14 protein-coding genes are annotated in these 16495 nt (G+C 43.0%); 2 read left to right on the plus strand and 12 right to left on the minus strand.

The window, feature by feature from the left end; all coding sequences use genetic code 11:
- Window positions 1–89: 89 nt before the first annotated feature.
- Entirely contained in the window at window positions 90–965 is an 876-nt protein-coding gene (locus tag DW930_RS05695) for a helix-turn-helix domain-containing protein (RefSeq protein ID WP_123159544.1), read from the plus strand.
- A 110-nt stretch (window positions 966–1075) separates the two neighbouring features.
- Here the strand turns inward: DW930_RS05695 and DW930_RS05700 are convergent, their stop codons facing one another.
- From DW930_RS05700 to DW930_RS05720, 5 genes are all read right to left on the minus strand, one after another.
- On the minus strand, window positions 1076–2743 hold the full coding sequence (locus DW930_RS05700) for a hypothetical protein (RefSeq protein WP_123159545.1): 1668 nt from the start codon (window positions 2741–2743) through the stop codon (window positions 1076–1078).
- A gap of 18 nt (window positions 2744–2761) precedes the next feature.
- Window positions 2762–4039, minus strand: coding sequence for a CapA family protein (locus tag DW930_RS05705; RefSeq protein ID WP_243635764.1), 1278 nt, complete (start codon window positions 4037–4039; stop codon window positions 2762–2764).
- A gap of 250 nt (window positions 4040–4289) precedes the next feature.
- Window positions 4290–5225: a peptide-methionine (R)-S-oxide reductase MsrB gene (msrB, locus tag DW930_RS05710; protein ID WP_123159547.1), complete on the minus strand. Its 936-nt coding sequence runs from the start codon at window positions 5223–5225 to the stop codon at window positions 4290–4292.
- Window positions 5226–5495: 270 nt separating this feature from the next.
- Window positions 5496–5825, minus strand: coding sequence for a hypothetical protein (locus DW930_RS05715; RefSeq protein WP_023027236.1), 330 nt, complete (start codon window positions 5823–5825; stop codon window positions 5496–5498).
- A gap of 154 nt (window positions 5826–5979) precedes the next feature.
- Entirely contained in the window at window positions 5980–6915 is a 936-nt protein-coding gene (locus DW930_RS05720; RefSeq protein ID WP_023027237.1) for a dihydroorotate oxidase, read from the minus strand.
- 375 nt (window positions 6916–7290) lie between these two features.
- Between DW930_RS05720 and gdhA the strand changes: the two genes are divergently transcribed.
- Window positions 7291–8637 (plus strand): NADP-specific glutamate dehydrogenase, encoded by a 1347-nt coding sequence (gdhA, locus tag DW930_RS05725; protein ID WP_023027239.1) that lies wholly within the window; start codon window positions 7291–7293, stop codon window positions 8635–8637.
- A gap of 244 nt (window positions 8638–8881) precedes the next feature.
- Here gdhA and dnaJ read toward each other — a convergent pair whose 3' ends face one another.
- The 7 genes from dnaJ to DW930_RS05765 form a co-directional block, all read right to left on the minus strand.
- Window positions 8882–10024, minus strand: a complete 1143-nt coding sequence (gene dnaJ / locus DW930_RS05735; protein WP_023027240.1) for a molecular chaperone DnaJ — start codon at window positions 10022–10024, stop codon at window positions 8882–8884.
- Window positions 10025–10291: 267 nt separating this feature from the next.
- Entirely contained in the window at window positions 10292–10924 is a 633-nt protein-coding gene (locus DW930_RS05740; RefSeq protein ID WP_023024340.1) for a DJ-1/PfpI family protein, read from the minus strand.
- A 246-nt stretch (window positions 10925–11170) separates the two neighbouring features.
- Window positions 11171–12994, minus strand: a complete 1824-nt coding sequence (gene dnaK, locus DW930_RS05745; protein WP_023024342.1) for a molecular chaperone DnaK — start codon at window positions 12992–12994, stop codon at window positions 11171–11173.
- A 259-nt stretch (window positions 12995–13253) separates the two neighbouring features.
- Window positions 13254–13778, minus strand: coding sequence for a nucleotide exchange factor GrpE (gene grpE / locus DW930_RS05750; protein ID WP_306823304.1), 525 nt, complete (start codon window positions 13776–13778; stop codon window positions 13254–13256).
- Between the two features lie 24 nt (window positions 13779–13802).
- Complete coding sequence (gene hrcA / locus DW930_RS05755) at window positions 13803–14837, minus strand: heat-inducible transcriptional repressor HrcA (protein WP_023024346.1); 1035 nt, start codon at window positions 14835–14837, stop codon at window positions 13803–13805.
- 167 nt (window positions 14838–15004) lie between these two features.
- Window positions 15005–15778: a M15 family metallopeptidase gene (locus DW930_RS05760; RefSeq protein ID WP_123159548.1), complete on the minus strand. Its 774-nt coding sequence runs from the start codon at window positions 15776–15778 to the stop codon at window positions 15005–15007.
- Window positions 15771–16469 (minus strand): histidine phosphatase family protein, encoded by a 699-nt coding sequence (locus DW930_RS05765; protein WP_023027246.1) that lies wholly within the window; start codon window positions 16467–16469, stop codon window positions 15771–15773. The genes DW930_RS05760 and DW930_RS05765 overlap by 8 nt, the downstream gene beginning before the upstream one ends.
- Between the last annotated feature and the right edge of the window lie 26 nt (window positions 16470–16495).

Genomic DNA, 16495 nt, shown 5'->3' on the forward strand with positions numbered 1-16495 from the left:
AGATTTTCCCTGTATGAAGTAACTAGCAGATCCTCTCTCACACCTAGCCAAAGCGTCTGCTACTCCCGAAAAAGATCTAAGAGGTAGGCATGAACACAAAGACCTTATACCGCCAAACATCCTTTACCAATAGCGATTTCCCTTTTTCAATCAAACAGATTCGCACCCAAAATGGCCAACCGGATATTTTATTTCATTGGCACACTGATATTGAGATTATTTATGTCAACGAAGGGACTGCTCAATTCCATATCGACTATGAATATTTTCATAGTCAACCAGGCGATATTATTTTGATCCGCCCGAATGCCCTTCACTCCATTCATCCCATCCAGAGTTCTTCCCATACCATGGATGTCCTCCATTTTAATCTGGACCTGATCGGAATCACGCATAAAAACATTGCCACTCTAAAATATTTACAACCCCTCTACAATGGTGATTTTGAATTTGTTCGACGCATTCAAGCCCAATCACCCGGTTACGAAGAAATCAAACAGAGCCTTTTAAACTGTATGGCAAACGGAAGAGAACAAGGTCCTTTCTATGAACTTCGACTCAAATCCCAGCTCAATGAACTCCTCTATCTCCTCTTTTCTCACAACTATATTGTCGAGAAGAAGTTTTCAACGGATGCTTATCGAAGAGAAGAAAAAATTCGTTTGGTCCTCGACCATATTTCGAACCATTACCAAGAGGAGCTCATGATTGAGCAATTAGCAGAATTGTGTCATTTTAGCCCGACCCACTTTATGAATTTCTTTAAGAAACAATTAGGGATCTCTTGTATGGAGTACATCATCCAATATCGGCTAAAAAAAGCCGCCCATTTCCTCCAGCATTCTGATCTGGCAATTATTGATATCGCTAGCCAATCTGGCTTCAACAACCTCTCAAACTTTAATCGCCAATTCAAGAAATACTATCAGATCACTCCAAGTCAATACCGAAAAGCTTGTCTTTAATCAATGGATCAAATAATAAAAGCCCCCTGAACACAATTGAAACTTATGTTCCAGGGGCTTTTAGTTTTTTAACAGTAGAAATATCAGATAAAACGAAGCAACTTACATCTTTAGCTCTCAATCATTGTATTTAAAGACCATTTTCCTGTTTCTTCATATTGCCTTATTAATTCTTGAGAAGTTTGGGTGATTTCTGAAGGAAAATGGAGGCTTTTTAATGTATTGACCGCATTCTTCGTTACTGCCGCCCCCTGCTTTATCTGATAATCAAAGACAATTTCCCCGTCAACATAACGACTATCAAAATGATAATTATCATTGACTGCACCAGACGCCGCGACTAACTCAATATCATGACTCGAAATCATATACAAGCAATCGTGTCTAGATAGCCAGCGGACAATCCCCAAGCCAGATCCAATTCGCTCAATGGTATTGGTTCCCTTAAAGAGTTCATCAATAAAGAAATAATGAAAACCAGACTTTTCCAGACTCTCAATCATTCGGAGAATCGTTTTGCTCTCTGTAATAAAATAACTATCTCCAACCTCGATATCATCACTGACATCCATAGAGGTCATGACATGTCCATAAGAAAGCTCCAAACTTTCACCATAGGCGAAGCCCAAGCCCTGAGCTAGAATACAGTTAATAGCTACCATTTTCAGATAAGTAGATTTCCCTGAGGCATTATCCCCACTAATCACCATATTTTTTTCAAAACGAACGTCGTTAGCAACCGGATCCGTTAGTAAAGGATGGTAGACTCCCTTACCTTTAATCCCGACTTCTTGTTTAAAGCTGGGATGACAGACCAAATCAACATCACGCTTATGGCGTAGAAGGCTGATGGCTACTTCTAATTCTCCCAAAAGATTGATCACTTCCTGAGCTTCTTTCTGATGAATCCTCACTTGCTGATAGATATAAACTTGAGCAATCTGCGGAATTAAGAAAAGAAAATTAAGGTAAATCAGAATAATTTCCATATCTGAGCTTCCTGTTGGACTTTGTAAGATTCCGGAAATAACTTTCGTCTTCTTAAATGGTTGGACAGCCTGTTTGAGGGCTTCTTGTTTTGGAATCGCTAAATGGCTAAGCTTTTCCGTTGAGGCAAAGATACGAACCAAGTAACTAACTCGATCCAAGCGCATTTTATTCGACCAATTCCGAATGCTCGAAAAAATGATATTGAAGGTCGCACTCGCCACCAAGACCATCATCGCTTGAATTTTAAAAAATGGAAGGAAGAAAAGCGAGAAGACCGGCAAACAGGCTAAGAAAATATAGAGAGAAAGATAGATCTTCGAATCCTGTTTCCCTGGATTAGCCACAATACTTCTAGCCATATTGTGGTTCTTTTTTCCTAATTGGTTCATGACAACTTGAACCTTGAGACGAAGATCAGGGTGATGGTCAAAAAAATCCTCTAACTCCTGCAAGGATGCTTCTGGTTGAAATTTAATCAAACGCATCTTCTGATACAAGGCCTCAGCCCCTATACTAGACTGTGTATAGTTCAACTGATCAAAGACTCTATAGAGGTCCAAATCATGCCAAGTCTGACCGTCTACTTGGCTATCTGTCGGTTGGAGCGCAGAAGCCAAGAGCATTGTTTCCGCTAAACTTTCTTCACTATCTTTTTTTATGAAAAAAGGTTTACCCTCCCAAGCCTTGGCTAATTTTTTTCTCAGAAGAATCGTTGATAGCTGATTTGTTAGAGTCATAACGATGATCAGTCCAACAAATCCAATTGGTAACCATCCAAGTTTGTCCATTCCTTCATTCGCCCCTTCCTATTGCCAATTCAAATTCACACGTTCTTTCACTTCCTGGTAGGCTGTATCGACACGCGCCTTTGTTTCGTCATCCAATTGATCCCGATACTTGCCTCCCTCAATCCAGTCCTCCAAGATATAGGTCTGGAAATGATAGAGTTCATAGCCTTCAGGAGAATAACTGTCCTTCGGCGTCCGGCTGACCCAAGTAGGATGAGCTGTTGCTGTTTTGATACGGGTCTTACGCCCTACTTTCTCAATTGTGATATCCATCAGAACACCCCGTTCGGTCCATTGAGCATTTTCTATCCCTTCCATGGTTTCCATTCGCTGATTCGAAAGGAAATTCCCCATCGAATAAATGATCAATTTCTGTTGCCCATCCTTATCCACAATCTCGGCTGGTTGGACGACATGAGGATGGCCACCCAAGACAATATCAGCTCCCCAAGAAATCATCTTATGGTATAGCTCCTTTTGTTCCTCTGTTGGCTCTAATTCATATTCAATTCCCATCTGAGGCATGACAAGGGTAATGTCCGCTTCCATCTCAGCTTTTTGGATTTCTTGGCGCATCCGCTCCTCATTGAGATCCGATAGACGGTTGTCATAATCCTCTTGTTCCAGATTATACTCCATCCCATTAAAGCCGTAGGAATATGCCAAAATCGCAATCTTGATTCCATTTACTTCCTTGATCAGGATAGGGGCTTGATCGCGTGTCTCATGCGGATAGACACCAACCGTTTGGATCCCCGCATCTTCAAAGGCTTTCGCAGTCGAAAACAGCCCTTCCAAACCAGAATCGAGGATATGGTTATGTCCCAGGTCCATCACCTGATAGCCCGCATTCTTGATTGAAGCAACCACCTCCCCAGGGGCATTGAAAATTGGATAACCCGAAAGGCCATAATCCGAATTGATAGTACCTTCAAAATCCCCCAAGACCAGATCCCCTTGCTTCAACCATTCCTGAGCATAGTGATAATTCTCAGAAAAATCATAGCTTCCATCTTCCTTGGCTGCACTCATATAAATCAAGTCATGGTAGAGTTGATCCCCATTTGCCATGATCCGAGCGGTATGCGGTAACTGATCCGGATGGATTTCTTCTTGTTTTTCAACAACTTCCGGCATCTCTAGTGCTGTAATGGGAAAGCCATTCCATTTTTGAACCCATAAGACCAGATTTGCAGCCGCAAATACTGTAATCAGCAATCCATAGACAAACTGTTCGTTGGTCAAGCGGAAAGCTGTCACCTTTTCCAATCCAATATCAAGCCAGTCATTAAGCATCGTGAGGATATCTTTCCCGACCTCACTCCATCTCTTTAGGAGATCCTTCCAATTTTTCATCTTCTTCTCTTCCTATCCATTTCTCTTGCTCTCATCAAAGGCCACTCCGTCATCTGGCAGGCCTTTTTTTCATTGTAACACAATTTTGACAAAAGAAAACAGACTGACCTAAACTTCCATGAATAGATAAACGGAGGGACTAAAGAAATTAAAAAAAGAGGGCTCAGGGCCCCCTTTCTCAATCATTCTTTTAGTGCATTTGCCTGAGTAGGTCCCCGTATCCCTCTGCCTCCATTTCCTCTTTAGGAATAAAGCGTAGAGAGGCCGAATTGATACAATAGCGAAGACCTCCTTGGTCTCTTGGCCCATCAGTAAAGACATGGCCGAGGTGGGCATTGCCTGAGCGGGAACGAACTTCAATTCGCTCCATTCCGTGACTATGATCCTGGTAATAGTGAACGACATCTTTCGCAATAGGACGAGAGAAGCTCGGCCATCCACAGCCAGACGCAAACTTATCCTTGGCAAAGAAGAGAGGTTCCCCGGTCGTAATATCCACATAAATGCCCTCTTCAAAGGTCTGGTCATAGGCATTGTGGAAAGGACGCTCCGTCGCACTTTCTTGGGTGACTTGGTACTGCTCCTCTGTCAATCCTGCCTTTAATTCCTCCTGACTAGGCTTTGGATAGGCTGCCGGATCAATCAAGGGTTGGTCAGCATCTGTCACATCAATATGGCAATAGCCTCCAGGATTCTTCTTGAGGTAGTCTTGATGGTAGTCCTCAGCCAAGATATAGTGGCGTAAAGGTTCCAACTCAACTACGATCTTAGTTCCCAGTTGTTCTTCTTGCTCCGCAAACACTTGGGCGATCACCTCACGATCTACCTCGTCTAGGTAATAGACACCCGTCCGGTACTGGCGCCCTCGATCATTTCCCTGTTTGTTAATGGAGAAGGGATCAATTACACGGAAATAGTAGAGCAGAATCGCTCGGAGGGTGATCTTGTCTGGATCATAGACGACCTGAACGGTCTCTGCGTGATCCGTTTCCTTGATCAATTGGTAATTGGTCGTTTCCACCTGACCATTGGCATAACCCACTGTTGTCTTTTCTACACCAGGGATCCGTGAGAAATACTCCTCTAAGCCCCAAAAACAGCCACCTGCTAGATAAATCTCTGCCATCTTTTTTCCTCGCTTCCCGCATTCCCTACAAAGAACGCTTGACATCTATTAGCTCCATCATAATCCAATAGCCTCAGATTTTCAAGGATTCTGCATCAAAAATCCCTTCTACTGTACTAGTAAAAGGGATTCGGAGATGCTTATTTTTCAAATAAGAAAAAGAGCGAGTAACCAAGATTCCGTATAGATACTAAAAACTGATGAAAAAAATCATGCACGAGCGACATATCACACACCTCCTCAATATTTCTTAAGCAAACACTCATTTGCTTACAAGATCATGCTTGGTCCATATACCTGTAACTGAGATTTCACAGCTTCGTAATGCCAGTGATCATAAGACCGCCAGGCTTGAAAGGACTCTTTATTCAAACGCAGTCCACTTAAACCAATCAATAAACTCGCATTCTGATAAAACTTCTCCAACTCGATCAATAGGCGATTGTCTACCTGTCTTGCCCTCAATAAAACTTCCAAAATATGATTTAGATTTTCCTCAAATCGAAGGGCATCTGGACTGGGGATGAAGTCCCTAGAAAAGGCTGTTCGAAGAGTTTTGATCATCGTTCTTGCTTCTTGAATCACATCCCTTTCTCCCATATAAACCACCTTCCTTTTCACCTCCATTGTACACCTTTTTCTCTCTATAAAAATGAAAATTCTCTAAAACTAGGAACAGAATTTTTTCTTACTCGACCAGGAAACAGAAAAGAACTCCCCCAAGCATCCACTTGAGGAAGTTCTTTTCGAAAGATTAGTCAATGTAGTGTAATTTCCCACGGAAATCTTCTAGGCTTTGGTAGCCTTTTTCTTCCATGATGGCTTTAAGCTCAGCTGTAATGCGGTCAAAAGCCCCAACTCCTTCTTTATGAAGCGTGGTTCCAACTTGCACCATACTAGCGCCACAAAGGATATGCTCAAAGGCATCACGACCAGTCAAGACCCCACCGGTTCCCACAATCTGAATCTCTGGATTCAAACGTTGGTAAAAGGCATGAACATTAGCCAGAGCAGTCGGTTTGATGTATTCGCCACCAATTCCACCAAAACCGTTCTTCGGACGGATCACAACGGATTCATCCTCGATATAGAGGCCATTTCCGATCGAGTTGACGCAGTTGACAAACTTGAGCGGGTATTTGTTAAAAATCGCTGCTGCTTGATCGAAGTGGACAATATCAAAGTAAGGTGGTAACTTGATGCCAAGAGGTTTGGTGAAATAGCCAAATACCTCTGACAAGATTCGATCGGTCGTCTCAAAGTCATAGGCAATCTGAGGTTTACCAGGAACATTGGGACAAGAAAGGTTCAATTCCGTCAAGCCTTTAAAGTCACTGTCTTGCACTTTTTTCAGGATGGTATGGGTCTCTTCGGGAGACATGCCGACAAGAGATAGAAAGAAGGTCCGATCTGGATCGCTTTCTTGCAATTCTAACAAGTAATTCAAATAATAGTCCAAGCCTTGGTTGGGAAGGCCCATCGAGTTAATAGATCCTAGCGGCACATCTTGGTAGCGTGGCTCTGGGTTCCCTTGACGATACTCCAAGGTCGCAGTTTTCGTCACAAATGTTCCCGCAGTAGAATTCTTTACTTCTTCAAGTTCTGCAATTGTCATACAGGCTACACCCGCGGCATTCATCAGGCAGTTGTCAAACTCAAAACCTGCAATAGTTGTTTTTGTCGATACCATCTTCTACTCCTTGAAATAAATTCTTACAGTCATTATAGCATGAAAAAGAGGATGGATGGCTAAAAAAATAAAAAAGAGGAAGGATCGTCCGGAAATAACAAGACATTACTCGAAAAGGAGTAGATTTTCGCTCAAAAAAAGGCTAAAAATCGTATCATTATTTCAACCGGAGTAAGTCCAAGGTAGGTAGCTTTTTACCAGTCTTTATTAGCTGTGAAAATTTTCTGAAAATTCAACTTTTTCCTTTACAAGTCAAAAAAAGTCTGCTATAATTGTCCACGTAATAAAACATGACATTGCTTCTAGCAGTGCCTCCATATGCCAGTAATTTAGCCAATTTGCTGGAAGTCGTTTCAATCAAAAAGGAGAAACAAGATGACAACTGCAAAAGAATATATCCAAAGCACTTTCGAAACCGTAAAAGCTCGCAACGGCCATGAAGCAGAATTCCTTCAAGCTGTTGAAGAGTTCCTTAGCACTTTGGAACCTGTATTTGAAAAACATCCAGAATACATTGAAGAAAACATCTTGGCCCGTATCACTGAGCCAGAACGAGTGATTTCTTTCCGTGTTCCTTGGGTTGACCGTGATGGAAAGGTTCAAGTGAACCGTGGTTACCGTGTCCAATTTAACTCAGCTGTAGGCCCATACAAAGGCGGACTTCGTTTCCACCCAACTGTAAATCAAGGGATCTTGAAATTCCTCGGCTTCGAACAAATCTTTAAAAACGTCTTGACTGGACTTCCAATCGGTGGAGGTAAAGGTGGATCTGACTTCGATCCGAAAGGCAAAACTGATGCTGAAGTGATGCGTTTCTGCCAAAGCTTCATGACAGAATTGCAAAAATACATCGGACCATCTCTTGATGTCCCAGCTGGTGATATCGGGGTTGGTGGACGTGAGATCGGTTACCTTTACGGCCAATACAAACGCCTTAACCAATTCGATGCCGGTGTCTTGACAGGTAAACCTCTTGGTTTCGGTGGTAGCTTGATCCGTCCAGAAGCAACTGGTTACGGTTTGGTCTACTACACTGAAGAAATGCTGAAGGCTAACGGGGACAGCTTTGCTGGTAAGAAAGTCGTGATCTCAGGTTCTGGTAACGTAGCCCAATACGCTCTTCAAAAAGCAACTGAACTTGGTGCAACTGTCATCTCAGTCTCTGACTCAAACGGCTATGTCATCGACGAAAACGGTATTGATTTTGACCTTCTTACAGACGTCAAAGAAAAACGCCGTGCTCGCTTGACAGAATACGCTGCAGAAAAGTCAACTGCTACCTACTACGAAGGTTCTGTATGGACTTATGCTGGCAACTATGACATCGCTCTTCCATGTGCGACTCAAAATGAGATTAACGGTGAAGCAGCTAAACGCCTAGTTGCTCAAGGTGTTAAAGTTGTTTCTGAAGGAGCTAATATGCCAAGCGACCTTGAAGCCATCAAAGTCTACAAAGAAAATGGCATCCTTTACGGACCTGCCAAAGCCGCCAATGCTGGTGGGGTTGCTGTATCTGCTCTTGAAATGAGCCAAAACAGCCTCCGTCTTTCATGGACACGAGAAGAAGTGGATGGTCGTTTGAAAGATATCATGACCAACATCTTCAACACTGCTAAAACAACTGCTGAAACCTACGGTCTTGGTAAAGATTATCTTGCTGGTGCCAATATCGCAGCCTTTGAAAATGTTGCAAATGCGATGATTGCCCAAGGTATTGTTTAATTTGATTCTTTTGCCACACCTCTGAAACTCCTAGTTTCGGAGGTGTTTTTCTTGATAAAAAAAGAGGCTGGGACAAAAGTCCTAGCCTCTCAATTGTCTTTGGATTGTCGAGCAAGACGCAGTGGTTGAGTGAGCTCTACTACGCTGATTTCATCAGCTTTTATAGCCCTACTCAACTGTGCGGAGGTGGGACGACGAAATCGAATTCTAACGAATTACCGATTTCTGTCCCACTCTCTTATTTTTATAAATCATCCAAGGCATCTTTCACCTTATCAAAGAAGCCTTTTTTCTTTGGACTTACCTTGATATCACCAGCTTCCGCAAATGCACGAAGGGCTTCTTTTTGCTTGTCATTTAGACCTGTTGGTGTCACCACATTAACAGTTACATATTGATCTCCCACAGATCCACCACGCAAGCTTGGTGCTCCTTTGCCACGGAGGCGGAATTTCTTACCAGTCTGGGTTCCTTCAGGGATGACTAAGTCGACATCGCCGTGAACCGTTGGTACATGAACCGTATCTCCAAGAGCAGCTTGAACAACGTTCAAGTTCAATTTATAGTAGATGGTTGATCCATCCCGTTCGAATTTGTCGCTTGGCTCAACATTGACGACTACATAAAGGTCTCCGTACGGCCCCCCATTAAAGCCAGCTTCTCCTTGTCCAGAGAGGCGGATTTGTTGACCTGTTTCGACCCCAGCAGGGATTTTCACGCTAACACTGTGGGCTTGTTTCTCATGCCCAGTCCCATGACAGGTAGTACAAGGATCCTTAACTTCCTTTCCTCGACCATGGCAGACATCACAGGTGACTTGGCGACGCATCATCCCAAGTGGGGTTTGCGTATCCACATTGATGACACCCGAACCATGACAGCGTCCACAAGTTACTGGACTTGTTCCTGGCTTAGCACCAGTTCCATCACATGTCCGACAGCTAGCTTCCCGATGGTACTTCACTTCCTTCTCAGTTCCAAAGATGGCTTCTTCAAACTTGAGATTTACGCGGTACTGAAGATCATCTCCCTGACGTGGAGCATTGGGATTGCGACTTCCACCTCCACCAAAGAAGCTTGAGAAAATGTCCTCAAAGCCACCAAAGCCAGCGCCATCAAAACCACCGAAACCACCAGCTCCGCCACCGAAACCGCCAAAACCACCGTTGGCTCCTGCAGCACCGTATTGGTCATAAGCCGCCCGCTTTTGTTCGTCACTTAAAGTCTCATAAGCTTCTTGAACTTCCTTGTACTTTTCCTCAGCGCCAGGCTCCTTGTTGATATCTGGGTGATATTTCTTAGATAATTTCCGATAGGCTTTCTTGATCTCATCTTGAGATGCATTTTTCGAAACGCCCAAACGGTCGTAAAATTCAGTATTGTTCATGCAAGATACTAAGAGCGAACAGAAAGCGACTGAAATTTAGGAAACCGACAAGAAATCCTGATTTCTTAGGAGGTTTATCTAATTTCCAAGCTTTCCGCTCGAGTTCAATTTCTCGAACACTCTTTATCCTTTCTATTGATATTGTGAATCAAACCACGATTTAGGTCGGGTTCAATTCTTTTCTTTTACATTGAGTAAGAAACTTCAGAGCTCAGCTACAATTTACCAAACACTCCTTGTTCCTTTCTATAATTTCCATGTAAAACTTTAGAGGGTGTTTTCTATACTTTGCTTCACTTGATCAAACTCTACATCTGATAGAGTAAATATCAAATCCTCTTCTGCATACTCGTTTTGTTCTTTAAAATAGTTGTCCGTATTCTCTGCCAGCCCTAAACTTAGAATCACTTTTCTTGCAAACTCTTGATGTGCAAAACCGATAGCCGTAATGATTTGTTTATCTTGCACAAGAACTTTCGGTTGGAAATTTTCGCGAGGAAGAAATTCAAAATAGTCAAAGAAGTTTTGCCAAATTCCACCTGTGAATTTCGTGTCCTTCAACAGACCTGCTTTCGCTAATAAAAGAGGCGCTGAAGAAATGGCTGCAATTAGGATATCTTGCTCACCAAGGTCCCTCAAAAACGAAATCAATTTCTCATCCTTTAGAGCATGTCCAATGTTAACCATTCCGGGCAAAATCACACAAGAATACTCTTCTATACGGACTTGATCCAATGTTTTCGTCGGTTGACAGGGCAGGCCATCTTCAGAGATCACTATCGAATCATCCGAAGATACATAATCAATCGTGATGTCAAAAGACAGAGCTAAAGTACTCGTTAAAGCAGTTATCTCATAAAGAGAAAAATTAGGATAAATAATACAAAGTACTTTTTTCATACGCAACATCCTCTATTTTACCGAAAAACAGAGGCTGGGTTGCAACCTCTGGATTTCTTACTATCATTACGACATTCTAAAACAAAGTCGATTATACTTTGTTTTTGAACTAGTAAGGCTGAATTGAGTTTCGGCTAAATCGAGCACGCCCTAACCTCTTGGTGAAAAAGACAAATCTTTCTAGAAACTAAAGTTTCTGCGTCAGATTTCCTATTTTCACTGTGAGGTTTTAACGGGCTTTGCATCTTATTTTTCCGTAAACTCTCCGTCTACGACGTCATCGCCTGCGTTTCCTGTTGCTTGTGCGCCTTCTGCTCCTGCTTGAGCTTGTTGGGCTGCTGCAGCTTGTTCGTAGAGTTTAACCGCAAGTCCTTGAGCTTTTTCGTTCAATGCTTCAAGTTTTGCTTTCATTTCGTCCAAGTTGTTGTCTTCTTGGGCTTTCTTAAGGTCATCAAGAGCAGCTTGAGCAGCATCACGTTCTGCATCGAAGCCTTTGCCTTCAGTTTCCTTGATTGTCTTTTCAGTCGCAAAGATAGCTTGGTCTACTTCATTGCGAAGGTCTACTTCTTCCTTACGTTTCTTATCTGCTTCAGCGTTTGCTTCTGCATCTTTCATCATGCGGTCGATTTCTTCGTCTGTCAAACCTGAGTTAGATTGGATAACAATTGTTTGTTCCTTTTGAGTTCCAAGATCTTTCGCCTTAACAGATACGATACCGTTCTTATCGATGTCAAATGTAACTTCAATTTGTGGGATACCACGAGGTGCAGCTGGGATGTCAGTCAATTGGAAGCGTCCAAGAGTCTTGTTATCCGCTGCCATTGGGCGTTCACCTTGAAGCACGTGGATATCAACGGCTGGTTGGTTGTCTGCTGCAGTTGAGAAGACTTGTGATTTAGATGTTGGAATTGTAGTGTTGCGGTCGATGAGTTTTGTGAAGACACCACCCATTGTTTCAATACCAAGTGACAATGGTGTTACGTCAAGAAGGACAACGTCTTTCACATCACCAGTGATCACACCACCTTGGATCGCAGCACCCATAGCAACTACTTCATCAGGGTTCACTGATTTGTTTGGTTCTTTACCAGTTTCAGCTTTAACAGCTTCAACAACGGCAGGGATACGAGTTGAACCACCAACAAGGATGACTTCGTCGATTTCTGACAAGCTCAAACCTGCATCTGAAAGGGCTTGACGAACTGGAGTTTTTGTACGTTCTACAAGGTCACGAGTCAAATCGTCGAATTTAGCACGAGTCAAAGTCATTTCCAAGTGAAGAGGTCCAGCTTCACCAGCAGTGATAAATGGCAAGCTGATTTGCGTTGAAGTGACACCAGAAAGGTCTTTCTTCGCTTTTTCAGCTGCGTCTTTCAAACGTTGAAGAGCCATCTTGTCAGCTGACAAGTCGATACCATTTTCTTTCTTGAATTCAGCCACTAAGTGGTCGATGATTTTTTGGTCAAAGTCGTCACCACCGAGTTTGTTATCCCCTGCAGTTGCCAATACGTCAAAGACACCATCACCCAATTCAAGGATAGATACGTCGAATGTACCACCACCAAGGTCGAATACCAAGATTTTTTCTTCTTTGTCAGTCTTATCCAAACCGTAAGCAAGAGCTGCTGCAGTTGGTTCGTTGACGATACGTTCTACTTCAAGACCAGCGATTTTACCAGCGTCTTTAGTTGCTTGACGTTGAGCATCGTTAAAGTAAGCGGGAACTGTGATAACAGCCTTGGTTACTTTTTCACCAAGGTATTCTTCAGCGTAACCTTTCAAGTATTGAAGAATCATCGCTGAGATTTCTTGTGGAGTGTATTCTTTCCCGTTAGCAGAAACTTTTTCAGAAGTACCCATCTTAGATTTGATAGAGATAACTGTATCTGGGTTTGTGACTGCTTGACGTTTTGCAGCGTCACCAACGATGATTTCACCGTTTTTGAAAGAAACTACAGAAGGGGTTGTGCGGTTTCCTTCTGGGTTCGCGATGATTTTTGATTCAGTTCCTTCAAGAACTGCTACTGCTGAGTTTGTTGTACCTAAGTCAATACCAATAATTTTAGACATGTGTTTTTCTCCTTGTTGATTTTTTCTTCTTTTTTTCTCTTTGATACTCTTCTTAAGTGGCGACGCCGTCAGAGCTTGACCTTTGTCAATCTCTTTGACTAAACTTTGAGCCTAAGGTCTCAAAGTTTGCGAAAATAGCGCCACGGCGAAGAGTATCGCCTTTGGTTCGCTTCGCTCACTATTGGCAAAGCCGAACCAATTTTAGTCTTTCTTTCATAGTTTAGTGTCGTTTCGGACAAGGTTTTTTAAGTTCTCTAGCCTAGTTGTAGACAACCACCATGGCTGGGCGCAGGATGCGGTCATGGAGTTTGTAGCCTTTTTGGAAAACTTGTGCGATGGTGTCAGCTGGATGCTCGTCATCTGCAGGGACTGTTTGGATGGCCATGTGGTAGTTATGGTCAAATTCTCCGTCCGCTGCGATTTCTTCGATTCCTTCTTCTTTCAGAGCATGAATCAAGCTTTCTTGCACCATTTCCAAGCCTTTCTTCACATCATCTGTCAACCCTTCTACAGCAAGGGCACGTTCAAGGTTATCAAGTGATGGCAAGATTGCTTTTGCCAAATCTTGGCTACGATAGCGTTGCAAGAGTTGGCGTTCTTCGTTGGCACGACGTTGAATATTTTGCATTTCTGCGTGGGCACGAAGGTATTTGTTTTCAAATTCTTCGGCACGCGCTTGTGCTTCTTCTAATTCAGAAGGTTGGTTGGTTTCCTCTACAACTTCTTCAGTTGTCTCGACAACTTCCTCTTCTTTCACGTCTTCTTTTTTGATTTCTTCTGTCAAGGCATACACCCCTTTCATTTGGTCTTAATTTACTTCATAATGGTTGCTGTTGAGGTAACGGTAGTAGTCCGTTAACTTCATGACCAGCACTCGGCCGATAACATTGACGAGACTAATCACACGCCTGTAATCCATCTCTACGGGACCAATCACATGCATGAGGGCCATCCCACGATAAGGAACTAAGAATTTGTGACTAATCACGGTCACATTTTTCAAGGCCTTCTCTTGGGATTCAGCAACCAGGATCTGGGTCATTTGGTCCTCTGGCATCCCCCTTCGCAACTCAAGAGCTACGTGTTGGGGGTTATCTAAGAACTGATAAGTCTGAAGATCGGCGTAGGTTAATGATGAAACCTTTCCTTCTACAAAGACCAGTTCTTGAAATAATTGCGAGAAGACGTAATCAAACAGATCCAATACATTGTCTGTCGTCTTGAAATAGCGCTGTACAATCTGTGGAATCTCCGTCCGCAAGCGGTAGTGGATATCCAAGACAGTATTTCCAATGAAACGTTCTTGAACCAACTGATGGAAAATTTCTAAGTCACTGGTTAAAAAATTCTTTGGAATCGCAAACTGGACGGTAACAGGCTTTGATTCATCCAAGGTCAGAACCGCTAAGGCATCGTGGTTGGATAATGGAACAATCTCAAAACCCGTCAAGCGCTGTCGTGTCGGTTCAACATCCTGAATGACTGCGGTGTAGCCCGTCATCTGGGCTAGTAACTTGGCCGTAGCATCCAAGATATCATCTAACTTAAAGGCTTCAAAATCAAAGGCTTTCACCACCTGGTAGACATCTTGCTCATCAATCAACTCCAAATCAAGCGAGTTCTGAACAAAATATTGAAAACCAGCTCGGCTCGGCATTCGACCACTCGAAGTGTGGGCTTTTTCTAGTAAACCTTGCTTTTCGAGGGCAGCCATATCGTTTCGGATAGTGGCACTACTGGATTGAATCACATCTTGCAGTGCTTTTGAACCGACCGGTTCGTGGGTCTTGGTAAAGATGTCGACAACAAGATTTAAAATCTCATTTTGACGTTCTGTAACCATGACCTCACCTCTCTTTCATATTTAGCACTCTAAACACTCAAGTGCTAAACCATGATTCTATTATACACCCTCTCAAGAGAAAGTCAAGAAAAAAATCCAAAAAATTAGCACTCTTTTTTCAAGAGTGCTAAAAATCATTCTTAAGACCGATAATCGTCTAAAAAAAACTATAATCCTGCTTCTTTCAGTTTTTGGATGTATTCTTCTAAGACTAGCTGATGCTTGGCCATATACTGGGCATTTTCTACACCAACGTAGCGGAAATGCCAGTTTTCATAGTCCACACCTGTAATCGCATTTTTCCCTTCTGGATAGCGGAGAACAAAACCATACTGGGGAGCCAAAGCAATAATCTGCTGGGCTACCTCTTCAGACTGTCCATTTGGAGCACTCATATCAATCGCAAGACCCGTTTGGTGTTCACTAGCACCTGGAACCTGTACTTGAGCTTGAGCTTGAGCTTCTGCTTCCTCATGAGAAAGTCCCGTAGCTTCTAATTGCGCCACCCGCTCATTATAGAGTTCTGTTTGCTCCTCCACACTTCGATAACCCGAAATCAAGGATTCTTCAGGCGCGACAGCTCTCGCCGCTGCTAGAAACTGTTTCGTTTGTTCTGCAATCCGACTATCCACCTTGATTTCTTCAACATCAACTAACTGAGGGTTCAGCTCAGCTAACTTGTTGTCCCGATTGACCAGGACTAGGTTCCAATCCTTAGTAGAAACTTGAGGAAGGTCTGTTTTAGGTTTTTCTTCCTTTTTCTCAACCTTTTTTGGAGTGGTTGTTTCTACTTTTTTATCTTCAACAGAGCTCATATGAAGCCATTGAGGTTTCAAATAGAAAATACCCACTCCTGCTCCGATCAGACAGAGACCTAAACAGCAGAGCACGATCCAGCTAACTTTCTTTTCTCTTTTCTTGGCAAGTTTGTATTTAGTCATGATCTTCCTCTAACAATTTTGCTCCAACCTGTCGGTATGACATATCTCCAACTGCTTCTAGTTTAAGTTGGCCATCCTCATACTCAATAACAGTCACACTACCATTGTCCAAGACAAATTCTTTAAAAGCCTTTGGATCAATCAGGTAAATCAAGGTGCTGATGGTCATCCCATGACTGACCACGATGGCATTGCCACCACCTTGAGACTCAACATCCTTGGCAATTGCCGTAAAGCCTTCCAAAATTCGATCGCGAAGAGTTTCCCAAGACTCTGCCCAGCCTGCTGTATCCACTTCGACAATTCCTTCAGCCAACTCCATCAAGCTCAAATGATGGAAATCATCGACCCGAAAGACACGTGGCAGAACCCCCATAAAGAGTTCTCCATCGTAGGCGCCATCAAAGCTTCCAAAACACCATTCGCGAATACGCTTATCATAGCGATAAGGAATTTTACCTGTTAACCCTAATTCTTCTAGCACAATCCCCATGGTTTGAATGGTTCGACCAGAGTCACTGGACACAGCTTGTTGGAACTGGATTCCTGCTTGACGCAGACCAATCCCTAATTCATGAATCCCTCGTTCGCCAGCTTCCGTCAAGGGACTATCGGACCACCCTTGGGCGCGACCGATCGTATTAAACATGGTTTTTCCGTGACGGGCAATATACAATTTTGTCTTTGCCATTTCTATCCTCCTGCAATTGTTTTCTT

This window comes from Streptococcus sp. AM43-2AT (genome assembly GCF_003603405.1).
Lineage (GTDB): Bacteria > Bacillota > Bacilli > Lactobacillales > Streptococcaceae > Streptococcus > Streptococcus ilei.

What these genes read in the sequence shown, in the direction of transcription:
- DW930_RS05715 (WP_023027236.1), bottom strand. Translation starts at nt 5,825, where the DNA reads ATGGGAGAAAGGGATGTGATTCAAGAAGCAAGAACGATGATCAAAACT.
- DW930_RS05740 (WP_023024340.1), bottom strand. Translation starts at nt 10,924, where the DNA reads ATGAAAAAAGTACTTTGTATTATTTATCCTAATTTTTCTCTTTATGAG.
- DW930_RS05695 (WP_123159544.1), top strand. Translation starts at nt 90, where the DNA reads ATGAACACAAAGACCTTATACCGCCAAACATCCTTTACCAATAGCGAT.
- DW930_RS05700 (WP_123159545.1), bottom strand. Translation starts at nt 2,743, where the DNA reads ATGGACAAACTTGGATGGTTACCAATTGGATTTGTTGGACTGATCATC.
- DW930_RS05705 (WP_243635764.1), bottom strand. Translation starts at nt 4,039, where the DNA reads ATGCTTAATGACTGGCTTGATATTGGATTGGAAAAGGTGACAGCTTTC.
- gdhA (WP_023027239.1), top strand. Translation starts at nt 7,291, where the DNA reads ATGACAACTGCAAAAGAATATATCCAAAGCACTTTCGAAACCGTAAAA.
- dnaJ (WP_023027240.1), bottom strand. Translation starts at nt 10,024, where the DNA reads ATGAACAATACTGAATTTTACGACCGTTTGGGCGTTTCGAAAAATGCA.
- DW930_RS05720 (WP_023027237.1), bottom strand. Translation starts at nt 6,915, where the DNA reads ATGGTATCGACAAAAACAACTATTGCAGGTTTTGAGTTTGACAACTGC.
- dnaK (WP_023024342.1), bottom strand. Translation starts at nt 12,994, where the DNA reads ATGTCTAAAATTATTGGTATTGACTTAGGTACAACAAACTCAGCAGTA.
- msrB (WP_123159547.1), bottom strand. Translation starts at nt 5,225, where the DNA reads ATGGCAGAGATTTATCTAGCAGGTGGCTGTTTTTGGGGCTTAGAGGAG.
- DW930_RS05765 (WP_023027246.1), bottom strand. Translation starts at nt 16,469, where the DNA reads ATGGCAAAGACAAAATTGTATATTGCCCGTCACGGAAAAACCATGTTT.
- DW930_RS05760 (WP_123159548.1), bottom strand. Translation starts at nt 15,778, where the DNA reads ATGACTAAATACAAACTTGCCAAGAAAAGAGAAAAGAAAGTTAGCTGG.
- hrcA (WP_023024346.1), bottom strand. Translation starts at nt 14,837, where the DNA reads ATGGTTACAGAACGTCAAAATGAGATTTTAAATCTTGTTGTCGACATC.